We start from the raw sequence: 15,056 nt of genomic DNA, 5'->3' as shown, positions 1-15,056 counted from the left end.
TCCCTTTCCGGAAAGCTATGCGCAGACAGTGAGCATGGTTTCCAGGGCTGCTCTGGATGGCTGGCGGATGGCGTCGGGAACATCCACCGGCTCGACTGTTTCTATTGATTCGAGAAGAGTTGCGAGGTTTTCTTCGGTGGTTTTTCCCATGTCCTCGCAATAGCTCGTTTTCAGTGGAACAATGTCCTTTTTCCCTCTGTATTGGGCGCGTAGACGATGTACGAGGTTTGCTTCCGTGCCAATATGGATTGTTGCTCCCTGCGGAGCCTCGGCGACATACTTGATGATGAAGGAGGTGGAGCCGTTGGCATCGGCGGCCGCCGTGACCGCAGGAGGGCATTCCGGATGCACCACCACCATTGCCTCGGGTGTGTTTTTGCGGATTTCATTGATGGCGCTCATCGTGAATTCTTCATGAATGGGACAGAAACCGGGCCAGAGCAGAACGCGGGCTGAAGCCGCTGCGTCACGGTCCAGAGCCTGTTCCGGGTCACCGTCAATGAGTTTCTTGCCCAGCACAAGGCGTTCGTTTTCAGGGATGTCCAGAGCTTCGGCCGTGTTCCATCCGAGATGCCGATCCGGAAGGAAGAGCACCGCGTCTCCCTTGTCCAGTGCCCATCGCATCATTTTTTGCGCGTTGGCGGATGTGCAGACCGATCCGTTCCATCGACCCACAACGGCTTTTACCGCCGCAGAGGAGTTGACATAGGTGAGTGGAACGATCGAACGTCCGCCCTCGGACAGGAGAGTCAGCGCCCGGTTTACATGCCCTGCAAGGGCCATGTCGGCCATGGGGCACGAAGCTGTGGTGTCGGGGATGTGTATTTTCTGATTTCCACGGCGCAGGATGGCTGCGGATTCAGCCATGAAATAAACGCCGCAAAATACGATATGTTCTGCGTCCAGCGTTGCTATCTTGCGAGCAAGCTCCAGCGAATCGCCGCTGATGTCCGCATGCTGCATTACCGCGTCTGATTGATAGTGGTGTCCGAGGATGGCCAACCGGTCCCCCATTTTCTGGCGGATTTTCGTGATGGCTTCGGTTGCGCCGGACATAGCTTAGGCTCCCGTGGTTACGAATTGCATGCTGAAATCTGAGGCCGGGGCCGAGTGGGTCAACTTGCCTACGGAAATGAAGTCTGGGCCGAGCTTGGCTACCGAACCGATATTATCAAGGGATATGTTGCCGCTTACCTCGGATTCCATGGTGTCGGGAATCATGGACAGGGCCTGTTTGATTGTATCCGGGGGCATGTTGTCGAGCATGATGCGTTGCACAGGGCAGGAAATCGCTTCCTTGACTTCGTCTATGGTGCGGCATTCGACCTCGATGGGCGGACAGGGGGAGTATTCAGCCGTAAGTCTGTTCACCGCTTGTGCAATGCCTCCGGCCCTGTCGATATGGTTGTCCTTGAGCATGAGCATTTCCACCAGGTTTTTCCGATGGTTGAGCCCGCCGCCCACGAGGACTGCGTATTTTTCCGGGTAACGAAGCCCGGGGGTCGTTTTTCGGGTGTCCAGCAGTTTTGTTTGCGTGCCTTGAAGTTGTTGCACATAGCGTGAAGTAAGTTCGGCAATGCCGGAAAGCCTGCACAGAAAATTCATGATCACGCGTTCCACCTTGAGAAGGTATGCCGCAGGACCTTCCAGCGCCGCGACCATGGTTCCTTCGGATACGCGCTCACCATCGTCCACGTTGAGCATGTGGCGGCATTGCGCTTCGCCGCCGAATTCGAGGATGAGAGGGATGAGAGGGAGGCCTGCCACGATAGTGGATTGCTTGGCTACTATTTGCGCCTGTGCGGTGTCGTCATCCGTGAACAGGGCCTGTGAGGTCATGTCCGGACCGTCTTCGGCCAAGGCTATGCGAATGAGCGCAAGCAGAAACATTCTGGATTCTGCTTGAAAGAATTCTTCAAATTTGTCTGCCATGATGGGTACCTTTTTTCCATGTTCGTTGATTGCAAGTAAAAGACCCCCACACATTCGTCAAGAGTATAGGGGGTTGATGAAATATTTCACAAAGTTGTAATGGGGAAGCCGGGTATAATCTTTGACCTGAACCATGATTTGGGCTAGGTCAGGTGCCATGAAAGCAAAAGAGCAGGGCATGCCGCAACTGTTTGAGGTGCAGGATGACGATCGCGACGAGCGGGAGTTGGAGCAGCACCCGGCAGACGCAGCACAACATATTGAAGGGCTTGACATTTCTGATCAGGTCAAGTTCGTCAAACAACTCCCCGTCAAGGATGCGGCAGCATCCATTGCCGAGATGGATTCGCATGACCAGGTGGAGTTGGTTGGAGCGCTTAATGCTGGATTTGGTGCCAGGATTCTTGAACAGATGGCACCCGATGACGCAACCGACCTGCTCGAACAACTGGAAGAAAATCAGCGCAAGGCCCTGCTCAGCAATATAAAAGCCGAAGACAGGGCGGAACTCAAGACCCTGTTGACCTTTGATCCGGATACTGCCGGCGGTGTCATGAACACCGAGGCTCTGATTCTGGATCAGCATCTTTCTGCAGATGAAGCCGTTCAGACGATCCGTCAGGAAGTGGAAGACAAGGAAATTCCATACTATGCCTACTTGGTGGATGATCGCGACAGCCTGACCGGCGTGGTGTCGTTGCGTGATCTGCTGCTCGCGCGTCGCGGAGCTCAACTGAAGGATCTGGTTAAAACACAGAACCTGATCACGGTGAGTTATAACATCGACAAGGAAGAGGTGGCCCGGAAAATCGCGCACTACAATCTCTTGGCTCTGCCTGTGGTGGATTTCGGCAATCGCTTGCTGGGTGTTGTGACTGTTGATGACGTCATCGACATCATCCATGAAGAAGCGACTGAAGATATGCAGACCATGGTTGGTGCAGGTGCGGACGAGACCACGGATTCCCCGGTCAATTTTTCCGTAAGAAAACGCTTGCCCTGGCTGATCATCAACGTGATCAACTCGGCGATTGCGGCCTATGTTGTCCATCTTTTCGAGCCGACCATTTCCAAGATGGCCATTTTGGCGGCGCTCATGCATATTGTTTCCAATCAGGCTGGCAATACCGGACAGCAGGCCCTTGCCGTCATGATTCGTCAACTGGCCGTTGAAAAGTTCGACCGCAGGAAAGCGTGGATTGCCGTTGTGCGTGAACTCAAAATCGGTATTGTTAACGGAGTTATGATTTCTCTTGGGGTCTTTTTGCTGCTTCTGGTAACCACGCAGGACATCAGGCTGGCCTCGTGTATGGGCATAGCTCTGATTTTTGACATGCTGGTAGGGGCACTGTTCGGTGCTTCGATTCCGCTCATTCTCAAAGAGATCGGGCGCGATCCTGCGCAGGCTTCGAGTATCTTTTTGACAACAATTACAGATGCATTTGGGTTCTGGAGCTTTTTGGCCCTTGCCGGATGGATGCTTCTTGGTTGAGTCTTTAACGTTTGCTGTTGAAAAATCCCCTGCTTCCGTATGAAGCAGGGGATTTTTTCGTGATATTTCAGGAAAAGGGGTCAGTCGAGTCCGAGAGAGCTGAGCAGGTCGTCCACGTTGCTTTGGTCTGTTTCTTCCTGCGGTCCGGCAAGGTCCGATGCTTTGGTTTTTGCCTCTTCGGAAAGGGATTGGATGTCCTTTTCCGGCTCTTCTTTTCGTTGGCGGATCATGAGTCCTGTGGAGAGCATGACCTCGCGAACGATCTGTTCGACCTTGCGGATGGAGTTGATGATGATTTTGATGCGTTGGCCCGTGAGGTCCTGGAAGCTCAGGGTGACCATGATCTGGGAGAGATCGTTCATCAGGGTGTTGTTGATGCTTTTCAGTTGCTCTCTGTCTTCCTTGGTCACACCGCCGGACTCGAACCCTTTGACGATGCGGTCCACGGTGGTGGACATGTCCTGAAGGTTTTCCACGATGTCGATAATGTCCACGGCGGCTTTTTCCGTGGTTCTGAGCACGGCGTCAAGCTGGTCCGAGGTTTCGTTGAACAGTTCTTCGGGATCAATTTCGGTTTCGAACTGCGGCACGACCTTGGTCCCGCCTTTGGCTGCCTTTACTTCCTGGTATATTTCCTTGAGGCCCTGCTGCAGGTCTTCATTGACCCGGCGGTAGAATTCACCCTCAAGAAGGGCTGTGGACAGGTTGGCGGCTATTTCTTTTTGGACGGAAGCAGTGATGGATTCCTTGAGGTTTTCAACCAGCTGGTCGGAGACCTTGTCCATCATCTCTCTGATGATCTGTTCGTTTGAATTCATGAATACTCCTGATTATGCATCCGGCAGAGAGAGGCGTTTACGCTGAATCCCGCTTGGAGTTGCGGATCATTTCCCTTTGCCTTTGGAAAACATATTGAATGATCGTCTCCATATCGGCTTCACGGATGTTCACATATTCCATGCGGTATAGACCCGAGTCATCCTGCCTCCCGACAATGTGGGCTTTTGTCGCCGAAACGCGCAGAGGGAAGTTGTTCAGGATGATAATGACTTCAAGGTTGTCGTCGCTGCTCAGAGGGGCTGGGCAGGAAAATCGTGCTCCTGCGCCAGAGAGTTCGGTGATTTCGAGTGATAAGGGAAATTCTGAGCGAATCTGGTCCTGACTCAACAGGCTGATGATCTGGTCGGTTTTCTTGTCCAGTTCGCACAGGAAGGTGACGAGGGCTTCGGGAAGCTTGGCGCTTCGTATGAGTTCGTCTCGGCTGCAGGACCCCAGGGCCGGGGTGGCATTGAACCGGGGCGGAGTGTCCAGCGAATCCGTTTTGCGTGCATACGCCAACAGGCGGGTCTCCACTCGGGAAAACGATCGTTTTTCGCTGTCCATCTTCACCTCGCAGGGTTACTGTCTGTTGTTTTCGTCAAGATCCAGGGTCATGGCCCGAACCGGACAGACCCGGGTGCACATGCCGCAGGCGGAACATTTATCCACGTCAAAGGTGACCATGCGGGTTCCCTTGTCCACGGTCAGCGCACTGGTGGGACACATGGAGGTGCACAGGCCGCAGTGAATGCAGCTCTCTTCATCCCGGAAGATCTTGTGCGCCACCGGTATGATGCGTACGCCGTTTTCCTTGAGGTAACTGACGCCCTTGTGAAAGTCCGGCTCAAGGCCGGATATTTCGAGCGTCATGGTGCCTTCGTGGCGTGGGCTGATGTCCGCCTTGAGAATGTTGAAGCTCAACTCGAACAGCTTGCCCAGGTTGCACACCACCGGCCTGCCGGAAACGTCCGGCGGGAAGGTCAAATAGACGATTTTTCTGAAACCCTTGACTACTTCTTTCATGTCAGTCCCATCACATCTTTCGTTTTTATGGCACGCCTTTATCATAACCGCAACCCGCCTATTTCAACTTGGTGAGGAAGTTTTTGGCCTGCTTGGCTTCCACGGATTTTGGGTAGTCGGCGATGAGTTCCTCAAGCAGGAATCTGGCAACCTTGTCCTTGCCGAGATAGTGCAGGCAGAATCCCTGTTTGAGTTTGGCCGCCCGGAATTTGGAGCTTTTGGGATGCTTCTGGATGACGTCATCATACAGAAGTGCCGCTCGTGAGTAATTTTTCATTTTGTAATAGGACTGCCCCTGCCAGAAAAGGGCGCTGGCAACGAGCTTGTTCCTGGGGAACGTTTTGACGAATTCGGCCCAGTAGGAGCGCGCCTTTTCGTATTTGCCGTCCTTGTACAAGGCATAGGCGTTGTCGTAGAGCGCCTTTGCCGGGTCTTTGGCTTCCGCCTGCTTGGCAGGTTGCTTTTCCGGAGCCGGGCTTGCCGCGGTTGTCACGGGCGTGGTTGCCGGAGTCTGCTTTGCTGCCGAGAGGTCCACGTTCAGTTGGTTTTCCAGAGCAAAGGCCATGTTGTCGATGCGTTGTTCAAGGGCAGGGACTGTGGAGGTGGAGTTGCTTTGCCCCACTTGGCGGTCCATCCTGATCTCCATGACTTCCAGGTCGCCCTTGAGTTGGGCAAAATCCTGGCGCAGGCTGTTCAGCTCAACCCATATGTCGGCGGTTTTCTGGCGCACAGGATCGTTGGATTTTTCAATTTCATTGCGCAGTGCTGCACGTGCTTCGGAAAGTTCCTGCTCCAACTGCATGATCATTTTGCGCTGTTCTGCACTGGTTCTGCGGTTGGCGGCCTGCATGGATTCCACATCGGTTTTGGATGCGCAGCCCAAACCGGAAAGCAGTGCCGTGCCCGCAAGGGCAAGGATGATATTTCTCAATGATTTGTTCACGATTGCTCTCCTCTGTTTTTACCAATGAGAAGATAAGCCAGCGCGCCGAGAATTGGAATGAAAATAATTACCTGAATCCAGGCGGCTTTTTCTCCGGATGAACCAAAATCGCGGTTCCAGGCATCGAGAATGCATCGTGCGCTGAACGCGAAGAACAGCAAGACGACAAGGGCGGCAAGCCCCCATTGCAGCGGGGTGACCGCTCCGAGCTTGTCAAACATTGCGTTTACTCCTTGCATGATTTTTTAAAAGCAGGATCAGACCGAGTAGACAAAATACTCCGGTGACGACCTGTGTTGCACTGAACATGCCGATTTCACCGCGATAGTCCGCCCGGAAGAATTCGATCACGAAACGTTGTACAGAAAAGAGCACAAGAAACAGCCCTGTGGCGTCTCCCGGACGTTTCAGGCGTTTGCGGACCATGATGAGAATAAGGAAAGTCAGCAGTCCCGAGAGGCTGTGATAAAGCTGGGTCGGGTGCAAGGGGCGGTAGAGCGGTGCAAGGCTTTGCGGATTTGTGAATGTTATTGCCCAGGGCAGTGTGCACATGCTTCCATAGCAGCATCCGGCCATGAGGCAACCTATTCTTCCAATGCATTGGCCCAGAGCAAGGCCCGGTGCCATGGCGTCCGCCCACTGCATTTTGTGCGGCTGTTTGCGTAGCGTCAACCATCCGGCCAGCACGCCGCCGGCGAGTCCGCCCGAGAAGACCAGCCCGCCGTTCCAGATGGCAGGTATTTCCAGCGGATCATTGATGAACCGTTGCGGGTCAATACAGATATAGAGCAGGCGAGCCCCTAGAATTCCGCCCGCAATAATGGACAGGCCGAGAGCGGGAACCCTGGTTTTGTCCAGTCCGCGTAAGCCGGCTTCGTGCATGGTCCAACCCATCCCAGCCAGAAAGGCGGCTGCCACAAATACGCCATAGGCGTAAATGGCGACCGGTCCTATTTCAAGCAGCAGGGGTTGCATTGTCCCTGTTCAGGTACATGGAGATCAGAATGGCCCCGGCTCCGATTGTGAGCGCGGAGTCCGCTACGTTAAAAGCTGGCCAGTGATACGTGCCTATGTAGAAATCAAGAAAATCAACCACCTCTCCCAGACGTATCCGGTCGATGAGGTTGCCGATGGCACCGCCGCCGATCAGGCCCAGACCGGTGACCATCCATTTGTCACGCTCATCGGTCTTTTTGAGCATGTAGATGATGAACCCAAGGGCGATCAATGTGATGGCAATGAACATGGGTACTTGCCAACTGATGTCGTCCCGGTCCAGAACGCCCCATGCCGTCCCCTTGTTGTGCACGTGGACGAGGTTGAAAAAGCCCGGAATAATGGTCTTGGATGACCACATCGGGAATTTCTCAAGGATCAGGAGTTTTGTCCCCTGATCCAGAATGGTCGAAATTGCGGCCCATATTGCAGCCAGCGAATAACGGTTCATGCGGATTTCCTAGGCCTTTCCGGTCAACACGGCTGTACAACGCGGGCAGGCCGTGGGGTGGTCTGCATTTGTGCCGAGGTCTTCGCAGATTCTCCAGCAGCGTTCGCATTTTTCGCCGGGTGCTGCGGCCACGTCCACTTTCAGTCCTTCAATATCCTCGGCGGCAATGGCCGTGTCCCTTGCCTCGGACAGGGGCTTGATGTCCACCTTGGAAACAATGAAGAATTCCATGGGATCAAGCTCGGCGTTCTGCAAGAGGGTGGCGAGCTTTTCATCAGCATACAGGGTGATGTGAGCGTCCAGCGGCTTTCCGATGACACCGTCCTTGCGCTTAGGTTCGATGGCCTTGTTCACTTCGGCTCGGATCATGGCCAGTTTTTCCCAGCGGGCGAATGTGTTTTCGTCCATTTCGGTTTCATCCGGGGCAAAACGCAGGGCAAATATCGATTTGAGGTCGGCAAGTTCGTTTTTGATGGCCTCGGGCAGTTGCTGGAAGGCTTCTTCCGCGGTGAAGGAAAGCACCGGGGCCATGTCTTCAAGCAACATCATCAGGATTTGCCAAAGTACGGTTTGGGCGGAGCGGCGTTTGCGTCCGTCTTGAGCCTCCACGTACAGGCGGTCCTTGATGATGTCGAGATAGAATGCGGACAGGTCCACCACGCAGAGATTGTGCAGTGTGTGGTATACCTTGTGGAATTCAAAGTTGCGGTATGCCTTCTGGATGGTGGCGTGCCTTCTGGACACCAGTTCCAGCGCATAACGATCCAGCGGCAACATGTCCTGAACCGCGACCCGGTCGGACGGAGCAAAGTCGTTCAGGTTGGAAAGCAGGTAACGGCAGGTGTTGCGGATGCGGCGGTAGGCGTCCACGAGCCTGTTCAGGGTTTCATCCGAAATGCGGATGTCTTCCTGATAGTTGGACGCGGAGACCCACATACGCAGGATTTCCGCGCCGTATTTGTCGATGATTTCCTGCGGCGCGATGACGTTGCCGATGGATTTGGACATCTTGCGGCCGTCACCGTCCACCACGTAGCCGTGGGTGAGCACGGATTTGTAGGGCGGCACCTTGCGGGTGCCCATGCTGGCCAGCAGCGAGCTGTGGAACCAGCCCCTGTGCTGATCCGAACCCTCGAGGTAAAGGTCGGCCGGGTAGGTGGTTTCCTCTCGTTGTTCGACCACGGCGGCAAAGCTGGTGCCGGAGTCGAACCATACGTCAAGGATGTCGGTTTCCCGCTTCCATTTGGCAGCGCCGCACTTGGGGCAGGTCAGACCTTGGGGCACGATGTCTTCCATGGGCGCTTCAAACCAGTAGTCGCAGCCCGTGGGGTGCTTTTCGTATTTTTCGCACAGGTCGTAGACCCACTGGGCATCGTACCACGGTTCGTCGCATTCCTCGCAGATGAGCGCGGAGATGGGCACGCCCCAGTTGCGCTGGCGGGAGATGCACCAATCCGGGCGGTTTTCAACCATGTTGTAAATTCGTTCTTCGCCCCATGCCGGAATCCAGCTCACGTCGTTGCGGATGGCGTTCAATGAACGTTTGCGCAGGTCGTTTTCTTCCATGCCGATGAACCACTGGGTGGTGGCGCGGAAGATGACCGGCTTTTTGCAACGCCAGCAGTGCGGGTACGAGTGCGTGATGGAGGAGGAGCCGAGCAGATTGCCGAGTTCCTCCAGCTTTTCGATGACCTTGGGGTTGGCGTCGAACACGTTCATCCCGGCAAAGAACTCGACATCCTTGTGGAATTCGCCGCGGTCGTTCATGGGCGAATAGATTTCAAGGCCGTAGCGCATGCCAGTGACAAAGTCGTCCGGACCGTGGCCGGGCGCGGTGTGCACGCAGCCGGTACCGGCTTCGAGCGTGACATAGTCGGCCAGCACCACCGGGGATTCGCGATTGTAGATGGGGTGTTTGGGCTTGAGGCCTTCCAGTTCTGAGCCCTTGACCGTGGCTACGATTTCGGGGTTTTCCCAGCCCACGGCCTGGGCTACGCTTTCCAGCATGCCCTCGGCAACAACATAGACATCGCCGCCCACGTTCACGAACACGTAATCAAAATTCGGATGCACGGCCACGGCCATGTTGTCGGGAATGGTCCACGGCGTGGTGGTCCAGATGACGATGTACAGCTTGTTCACGTCCACGTCGGCGATTTCAGCGGCCTTGGGGTCGGCCATGGGGAAGCGCACATAGATGGACGGTGAAGTGTGGTCCGCGTATTCGACCTCGGCTTCGGCCAAGGCGGTGTGACAATCGCAGCACCAGTAGATGGGTTTCTTGCCGCGCACAACGCCGTCGTTCTCCATGAAACGACCCAGTTCTCGGGCTGTGGCTGCCTCATAGCTGGGATTCATGGTCAGGTAGGGCTCTTCCCATTTGCCGAGCACACCGAGGCGTTTGAATTCCTTGCGTTGCACATCCAGCCACTTGTTGGCGTATTCGCGGCAGATCTTGCGCACGGTCAGCGTGGGCAGTTCCTTGCGTTTCTTCTTGAGCTCCTGTTCGACCTTGTGCTCGATGGGCAGGCCGTGGCAGTCCCAGCCCGGAACATACTGGGACGTATAGCCCTGCATGTTGCGGGATTTGACCACGATGTCCTTGAGCACCTTGTTCAGGGCAGTACCCATGTGAATGTGCCCGTTGGCATAGGGAGGGCCGTCGTGCAGGCAGTAGGAGCCGTTTTCGCCGCCGGAGGAAATCATGAGGCTGTAGGCGTCGATCTGTTCCCAGAACTTGAGCATTTCAGGCTCGCGTTGCTTGAGGTTTGCCTTCATGGGAAATTTGGTCTTGGGAAGCAGAAGGGTTTTTTTATAGTCGCTCATGATGTGTGACGTCCTCCGAAAACGTATATTACTGTATGAAAATTATGTGCTGCTGAAAGCAACTGGTTACTTTGGTGCAAGCGGGGCCGGAAGTCAAGACTGGCCTGCATAAGAGGCGTAAAAAAGGGCCGGAAGTACGACCTCCGGCCCAATGAATGACTCAGGCTATATCCGTTGCATCCTGTTCAAAGGCCAGGTGCATGGATTTCGACTGCACCAGTCTGGCATCGGGCGGTACGTCTCGCGTCACCCAGACGTTACCACCTATCACTGCGTTTTTGCCGATGGTCACTCGACCGAGAATCGTTGCCCCGGCGTACACAATGACATCGTCTTCCACGATGGGATGGCGCGGCAGCCCCTTGACCAACCGTTCGCCTTCGTCCTTGGGAAAGCTCTTGGCCCCAAGGGTCACGCCCTGGTAGATGCGCACGTTGTCGCCGATGATGCATGTCTCGCCGATCACGGTCCCGGTGCCGTGGTCGATGAAGAACCGGTTGCCGATGCTGGCGCCGGGGTGGATGTCGATGCCCGTGTCAGAATGGGCCATTTCGCTGATGATGCGGGGGATGATGTCCACGTCCAGCCGATAGAGCTCGTGGGCAATGCGGTGGTTTGTGAGCGCCCGGATGGACGGGTAGCAAAAAATGGTTTCACCATGCGTTTTGGCTGCGGGGTCGCCGTCGTAGGCGGCCTCTACGTCCGAAAGCAGTTGGTTGCGGATTTCCGGCAGACATTCAAGAAATTTGCGTGCCGTGTCCTTGGAGCGTTTTTCGCAATCCGCACAGAGGTCCCGTTGATCCCGTTCACATACAAAGCAGTAGCCGCGATTGATCTGGTCGGCCAGCAGCCGTTCCACCCGGGCCAATGTGGAACCAATGTGATAGGGCATGTTCTCCGGGGTGATTTCCGACGGTCCGTAGTACCCCGGAAAAAGGACGGAACGCAGGTTTTCCACGATGTCCGACAGTATCTCCACCGAAGGCATGGGCCGCTCTCCCGAGTGGGCTCGCGAGAGCAGTTCATGCCCGTTGGTGTCGAGTTGGCGTACGATGGAATCAAGAGATTTTGTGGTGCTGGTCATGACGGTCCTTGCTTGAAATCAGTCGTGAAAAAGCGGCGTGCTCAGATAGCGTTCGCCGGTATCGCAGACGATGAATACGATGAGTTTGCCCCTGTTTTCTTCGCGTGCGGCTAGTTCAAGGGCTGCGGCGCAGTTGGCGCCGGAGGAGATGCCACACAGGATGCCTTCTTCGGTGATCAGGCGTTTGGCCGTTTCAATGGCGAGCTCTCCGTCCATGGTGATGATTTCATCAATGATGTCACGGTTGAGTATTGGGGGCACAAAGCCTGCTCCGATCCCCTGAATGGGATGCGGCCCGGGCGCGCCGCCGGAGATCACGGGTGAAAGGGACGGTTCGACTGCGATCATGCGAATGTCGGGGTTGCGTTTCTTGAGGACTTCCCCGACCCCGGTGATGGTTCCGCCGGTTCCGACTCCGGCCACGAAAATGTCTATTTTCCCGTCGGTGTCGTTCCAGATTTCCTCAGCCGTGGTGCGCCTGTGAATGTCCGGATTGAATTTGTTTTCGAACTGCATGGGCATGAATGCGTTGTCGTTGCTTTCCAGAAGCTCTTCGGCCTTGTGAATGGCTCCCTTCATGCCTTGGTCCGCAGGCGTGAGCACCAAGTCGGCCCCGAATCCCGTGAGCAGCTTGCGCCGTTCAATGCTCATGGATTCGGGCATGGTCAGCGTCAGGCGCAGTCCCTTGACGGCGCAGGCAAAGGCAAGGCCGATGCCGGTGTTGCCGCTGGTCGGTTCGACGATGAGCGTATTCTCGTCGACCAAACCCTGCTCGATGGCTTTTTCAAGCATGTTGCAGGCGATACGGTCCTTGATTGAGCCGCATGGGTTGTTGAATTCCAGTTTGGCCACCACGGTTGCGGGCAGGCCTTTGGAAAGTTTGTTGAGGCGGACCATGGGCGTGTTGCCCACCAGTTCGATCATGTTTTCGGCAATATTCATGGTTATTCCGTGCTTCTCGGCGTGCAGGAGGGCGCATCGTTTTCCGCGGAAAACGGGGACAGGGCGCGCAGGTTTTCAATGACCCCGGGCAGGTTTTCAATGATGAAGTCAACTTCCTTTTCGGTGTTGAAGCGGCTGAGACTGAAACGGATGGAGCCGTGGGCGAAAGTGAAGGGAACGCCCATGGCCCGTAGCACGTGGGATGGCTCCAGGCTGCCGGATGTGCAGGCGGAGCCGGAGCTGGCGCAGATGCCCAGTTCGTCGAGCATGAGCAGGATGGCTTCCCCCTCGACATAGCCGAAGGAGATGTTGGACGTGTTGGGCAGCCTGTTTTCCTTGTCGCCGTTGAGCTTGGCATGGGGCACGGCCTTGAGCAGTCCGTTTTCCAGTTTGTCGCGGAGCGTCTTGACCGTGGTGGTTTCTTCGGCAAAATGTTCCGTTGCCAATTGGCACGCCTTGCCCAGAGCAATGATGCCCGCAGTGTTTTCCGTTCCGGCGCGCCGTCCGCGTTCCTGATGGCCGCCGATCATGAACGGTCGGTAGGGCAGCCGTTTGCGGACAAAAAGGACACCCACGCCTTTGGGCGCATGCAGCTTGTGGCCGGAAAGGGAGAGCATGTCCACGGGCGTTCTGGAAAGGTCGATGGGTATTTTGCCCACGGCCTGAACGGCGTCCGTATGCAGGATGACGCCACGTTCCTGGGCGATGGCCGCGAGTTCCTCGATGGGAAAGAGCACGCCGGTTTCATTGTTGGCCCACATGATGGAGGCGATGGCCGTGTCGTCTCGAATGGCCTTTTTGAAGTCCTGCACGTCGAGATTGCCGTCCTCATCTACGGGCAGGTAGGTGACATCGTACCCTTCGCGTTTTTCAAGGTGCTTGCACAGACTGAGTATGGCCGGGTGCTCCACGCGGGTCGTGATGATATGTTTTTTGTCGGGTTTTGCCCTGAGTGCGGATCGAATGGCCGTATTGTCCGATTCCGTGCCGCAGGCCGTGAAAATGATTTCCGAAGGGTCGCAGTGCAGGATGTTGGCGATTCGTTGACGGGCCTCGGCAACTTTTGCACCCACCTGACCGCCGAATCGATGCATGCTGGAGGGGTTGCCATACAGATCGGAAAGGTAGGGAAGCATTTCTTCCAAAACGGCAGGGTCCACCTTGGTCGTGGCATTATTATCCATGTATATGGTCTGCATGTCAGCCCTCCTTGATGGTCACTTCGGGATCGACCTTTTCGCGCAGCCTCGCCTCCACCACGCCCTTGAGCGTGGCCTGGCTGGACGGGCAGCCTACACACATCCCCAGCAGGCGGACATAGACGTCGGTCCTGTCCACGTCGATGAGTTCGATGTTGCCGCCATCCTTTTGGAGCATGGGGCGGATTTCTTCATCGATGACCTGTTCGATGAGGCGCATGCGCTGGAGGTTGGTCAGCCCTGCGGCCGGGGAGTCCGTGGGCTCCGGGACCGTGCAGGTTGCTTTTTCGCCGTGTGCCTGTGCCAGCAGATTCTCGATGTCCGGAATGCACTTGCCACAGCCGCCTCCGGCCTTGGTGAAGTTGGTGACGTCTTCCACGGTCTTCAGGTCATTTTCTTTGATGGCTCGCAGGATTTCCTCGTCAAAGATGCCGAAACATTCACAAATAAGCTCGCCTTCATGGGAATGCTCGGCAACGGTACCAGCTTCGCCCCGGTAGTTTTTAATGGCCTGTTCGAGCGCTTCCTGGCCCATGACGGAGCAATGCATCTTTTCACGGGGAAGCCCGCCCAGGTATTCGGCGATATCCTTGTTGGTCAGCTTTTGCGCCTGCTCGATGTTCATGCCGATGATCATTTCCGTGAGCGCGGAACTGGACGCTATGGCGCTGGCGCAACCAAATGTCTGGAATTTGGCATCGGTTATGATTCCGTTGTCATCGACCTTGATGAACAGTTTGAGGGCGTCGCCGCACGCAAGTGAGCCGACCTCGCCGATGCCGTCAGCGTCTTCAAGGCTTCCGGCATTTTTGGGCTTGAGAAAGTGTTCCTTTACCTTGTCCGTATATTCCCACATGGCATTCTCCCATAGACTTGAACGGTCGTATGTTTTTGCGCAATTTTTATTTCATGGTATCATACTGCCAGCATGAGAGCTAAGTCCTTTTGGGGCATTGTCCATGATTCGCGCAGAGAAAAGTATACCAAAAAGGTATTCTTTTCTAGAGGCTCATTATCCCGGGTATTTGTGCAGCTTTTTCGTACACTTCCATTACGGATTGGCTGGAACACATGGTGGTTTCCATGGTTACGCTTGTATATTTACCTGTTCGAGATTCGCGCAGGGCGAGTTCCTCATCGGGGAACAGCGTTTTGAAATCGTTCAGTTTTTCGGTCGGCACGATGAATTTGAACATGTATGGACAGGGCCATTGGTGGTGCTCGTCCAAGCGCTGGCAGAAGCGTTCGTTGTCGTTACTCATTGGACATCCTTTCAGGTTTGATCTTTGAGTCATGGACAATAATGTCCCGAGTATGAATGTCAAATAGTTGGTTGTGTCTGTTCGGGG

16 protein-coding genes are annotated in these 15,056 nt (G+C 55.3%); 1 reads left to right on the top strand and 15 read right to left on the bottom strand.

All coding sequences use genetic code 11. The features are described from left to right. Positions 1-15: 15 nt before the first annotated feature. Complete coding sequence (gene nadA, locus F8A88_RS11855) at positions 16-1,056, bottom strand: quinolinate synthase NadA (RefSeq protein ID WP_151151374.1); 1,041 nt, start codon at positions 1,054-1,056, stop codon at positions 16-18. Positions 1,057-1,059: 3 nt separating this feature from the next. Next, complete coding sequence (gene nadC / locus F8A88_RS11850; RefSeq protein WP_151151373.1) at positions 1,060-1,932, bottom strand: carboxylating nicotinate-nucleotide diphosphorylase; 873 nt, start codon at positions 1,930-1,932, stop codon at positions 1,060-1,062. 157 nt (positions 1,933-2,089) lie between these two features. Here nadC and mgtE point away from each other — a divergent pair, with 157 nt between their 5' ends. Beyond that, positions 2,090-3,424 (top strand): magnesium transporter, encoded by a 1,335-nt coding sequence (gene mgtE / locus F8A88_RS11845; protein WP_151151372.1) that lies wholly within the window; start codon positions 2,090-2,092, stop codon positions 3,422-3,424. An 80-nt stretch (positions 3,425-3,504) separates the two neighbouring features. Here mgtE and F8A88_RS11840 read toward each other — a convergent pair whose 3' ends face one another. From F8A88_RS11840 to F8A88_RS11780, 13 genes are all read right to left on the bottom strand, one after another. After that, positions 3,505-4,242, bottom strand: coding sequence for a protein phosphatase CheZ (locus F8A88_RS11840; protein WP_151151371.1), 738 nt, complete (start codon positions 4,240-4,242; stop codon positions 3,505-3,507). Positions 4,243-4,279: 37 nt separating this feature from the next. Further along, positions 4,280-4,807: a PilZ domain-containing protein gene (locus F8A88_RS11835; protein WP_151151370.1), complete on the bottom strand. Its 528-nt coding sequence runs from the start codon at positions 4,805-4,807 to the stop codon at positions 4,280-4,282. Positions 4,808-4,822: 15 nt separating this feature from the next. Then, positions 4,823-5,266 carry a 4Fe-4S binding protein gene (locus tag F8A88_RS11830; RefSeq protein ID WP_151151369.1) on the bottom strand — a complete coding sequence of 148 codons (444 nt, stop codon included), beginning with the start codon at positions 5,264-5,266 and terminating at the stop codon, positions 4,823-4,825. 58 nt (positions 5,267-5,324) lie between these two features. Beyond that, the gene (locus F8A88_RS11825; RefSeq protein WP_241667441.1) at positions 5,325-6,209 is read right to left on the bottom strand and encodes a tetratricopeptide repeat protein; all 885 of its coding nucleotides are present in this window, start codon (positions 6,207-6,209) and stop codon (positions 5,325-5,327) included. Continuing rightward, positions 6,206-6,430 (bottom strand): PLDc N-terminal domain-containing protein, encoded by a 225-nt coding sequence (locus tag F8A88_RS11820; protein ID WP_151151368.1) that lies wholly within the window; start codon positions 6,428-6,430, stop codon positions 6,206-6,208. The genes F8A88_RS11825 and F8A88_RS11820 overlap by 4 nt, the downstream gene beginning before the upstream one ends. Continuing rightward, positions 6,423-7,184 carry a prolipoprotein diacylglyceryl transferase gene (lgt, locus tag F8A88_RS11815; RefSeq protein WP_151151367.1) on the bottom strand — a complete coding sequence of 254 codons (762 nt, stop codon included), beginning with the start codon at positions 7,182-7,184 and terminating at the stop codon, positions 6,423-6,425. The genes F8A88_RS11820 and lgt overlap by 8 nt, the downstream gene beginning before the upstream one ends. Further along, the gene (gene lspA, locus F8A88_RS11810) at positions 7,165-7,656 is read right to left on the bottom strand and encodes a signal peptidase II (RefSeq protein ID WP_151151366.1); all 492 of its coding nucleotides are present in this window, start codon (positions 7,654-7,656) and stop codon (positions 7,165-7,167) included. Before lspA ends, lgt begins: the two co-directional genes overlap by 20 nt. Positions 7,657-7,665: 9 nt before the next feature. Beyond that, complete coding sequence (gene ileS, locus F8A88_RS11805) at positions 7,666-10,482, bottom strand: isoleucine--tRNA ligase (protein ID WP_151151365.1); 2,817 nt, start codon at positions 10,480-10,482, stop codon at positions 7,666-7,668. Positions 10,483-10,642: 160 nt separating this feature from the next. Beyond that, on the bottom strand, positions 10,643-11,566 hold the full coding sequence (gene epsC / locus F8A88_RS11800) for a serine O-acetyltransferase EpsC (RefSeq protein ID WP_151151364.1): 924 nt from the start codon (positions 11,564-11,566) through the stop codon (positions 10,643-10,645). An 18-nt stretch (positions 11,567-11,584) separates the two neighbouring features. Further along, entirely contained in the window at positions 11,585-12,508 is a 924-nt protein-coding gene (gene cysK / locus F8A88_RS11795; protein ID WP_151151363.1) for a cysteine synthase A, read from the bottom strand. Between the two features lie 2 nt (positions 12,509-12,510). Next, complete coding sequence (gene nifS / locus F8A88_RS11790; RefSeq protein WP_151151362.1) at positions 12,511-13,707, bottom strand: cysteine desulfurase NifS; 1,197 nt, start codon at positions 13,705-13,707, stop codon at positions 12,511-12,513. A 1-nt stretch (position 13,708) separates the two neighbouring features. Continuing rightward, positions 13,709-14,563 carry a Fe-S cluster assembly protein NifU gene (nifU, locus tag F8A88_RS11785; protein WP_151151361.1) on the bottom strand — a complete coding sequence of 285 codons (855 nt, stop codon included), beginning with the start codon at positions 14,561-14,563 and terminating at the stop codon, positions 13,709-13,711. Between the two features lie 145 nt (positions 14,564-14,708). Then, the gene (locus F8A88_RS11780) at positions 14,709-14,969 is read right to left on the bottom strand and encodes a DUF493 family protein (protein WP_151151360.1); all 261 of its coding nucleotides are present in this window, start codon (positions 14,967-14,969) and stop codon (positions 14,709-14,711) included. Positions 14,970-15,056: the final 87 nt, after the last annotated feature.

The organism is Pseudodesulfovibrio senegalensis, assembly GCF_008830225.1.
Classification (GTDB): Bacteria; Desulfobacterota; Desulfovibrionia; order Desulfovibrionales; family Desulfovibrionaceae; genus Pseudodesulfovibrio; species Pseudodesulfovibrio senegalensis.
This window is presented reverse-complemented; position numbering and strand designations above follow the sequence as displayed.

Excerpts from the sequence above, each read along its gene's own strand:
- epsC (WP_151151364.1), bottom strand. The coding sequence starts at position 11,566 with ATGACCAGCACCACAAAATCTCTTGATTCCATCGTACGCCAACTCGAC.
- F8A88_RS11830 (WP_151151369.1), bottom strand. The coding sequence starts at position 5,266 with ATGAAAGAAGTAGTCAAGGGTTTCAGAAAAATCGTCTATTTGACCTTC.
- lgt (WP_151151367.1), bottom strand. The coding sequence starts at position 7,184 with ATGCAACCCCTGCTGCTTGAAATAGGACCGGTCGCCATTTACGCCTAT.
- ileS (WP_151151365.1), bottom strand. The coding sequence starts at position 10,482 with ATGAGCGACTATAAAAAAACCCTTCTGCTTCCCAAGACCAAATTTCCC.
- F8A88_RS11780 (WP_151151360.1), bottom strand. The coding sequence starts at position 14,969 with ATGAGTAACGACAACGAACGCTTCTGCCAGCGCTTGGACGAGCACCAC.
- F8A88_RS11820 (WP_151151368.1), bottom strand. The coding sequence starts at position 6,430 with ATGTTTGACAAGCTCGGAGCGGTCACCCCGCTGCAATGGGGGCTTGCC.
- nadC (WP_151151373.1), bottom strand. The coding sequence starts at position 1,932 with ATGGCAGACAAATTTGAAGAATTCTTTCAAGCAGAATCCAGAATGTTT.
- cysK (WP_151151363.1), bottom strand. The coding sequence starts at position 12,508 with ATGAATATTGCCGAAAACATGATCGAACTGGTGGGCAACACGCCCATG.
- nifU (WP_151151361.1), bottom strand. The coding sequence starts at position 14,563 with ATGTGGGAATATACGGACAAGGTAAAGGAACACTTTCTCAAGCCCAAA.
- nifS (WP_151151362.1), bottom strand. The coding sequence starts at position 13,707 with ATGCAGACCATATACATGGATAATAATGCCACGACCAAGGTGGACCCT.
- F8A88_RS11835 (WP_151151370.1), bottom strand. The coding sequence starts at position 4,807 with ATGGACAGCGAAAAACGATCGTTTTCCCGAGTGGAGACCCGCCTGTTG.
- lspA (WP_151151366.1), bottom strand. The coding sequence starts at position 7,656 with ATGAACCGTTATTCGCTGGCTGCAATATGGGCCGCAATTTCGACCATT.
- mgtE (WP_151151372.1), top strand. The coding sequence starts at position 2,090 with ATGAAAGCAAAAGAGCAGGGCATGCCGCAACTGTTTGAGGTGCAGGAT.
- nadA (WP_151151374.1), bottom strand. The coding sequence starts at position 1,056 with ATGTCCGGCGCAACCGAAGCCATCACGAAAATCCGCCAGAAAATGGGG.
- F8A88_RS11840 (WP_151151371.1), bottom strand. The coding sequence starts at position 4,242 with ATGAATTCAAACGAACAGATCATCAGAGAGATGATGGACAAGGTCTCC.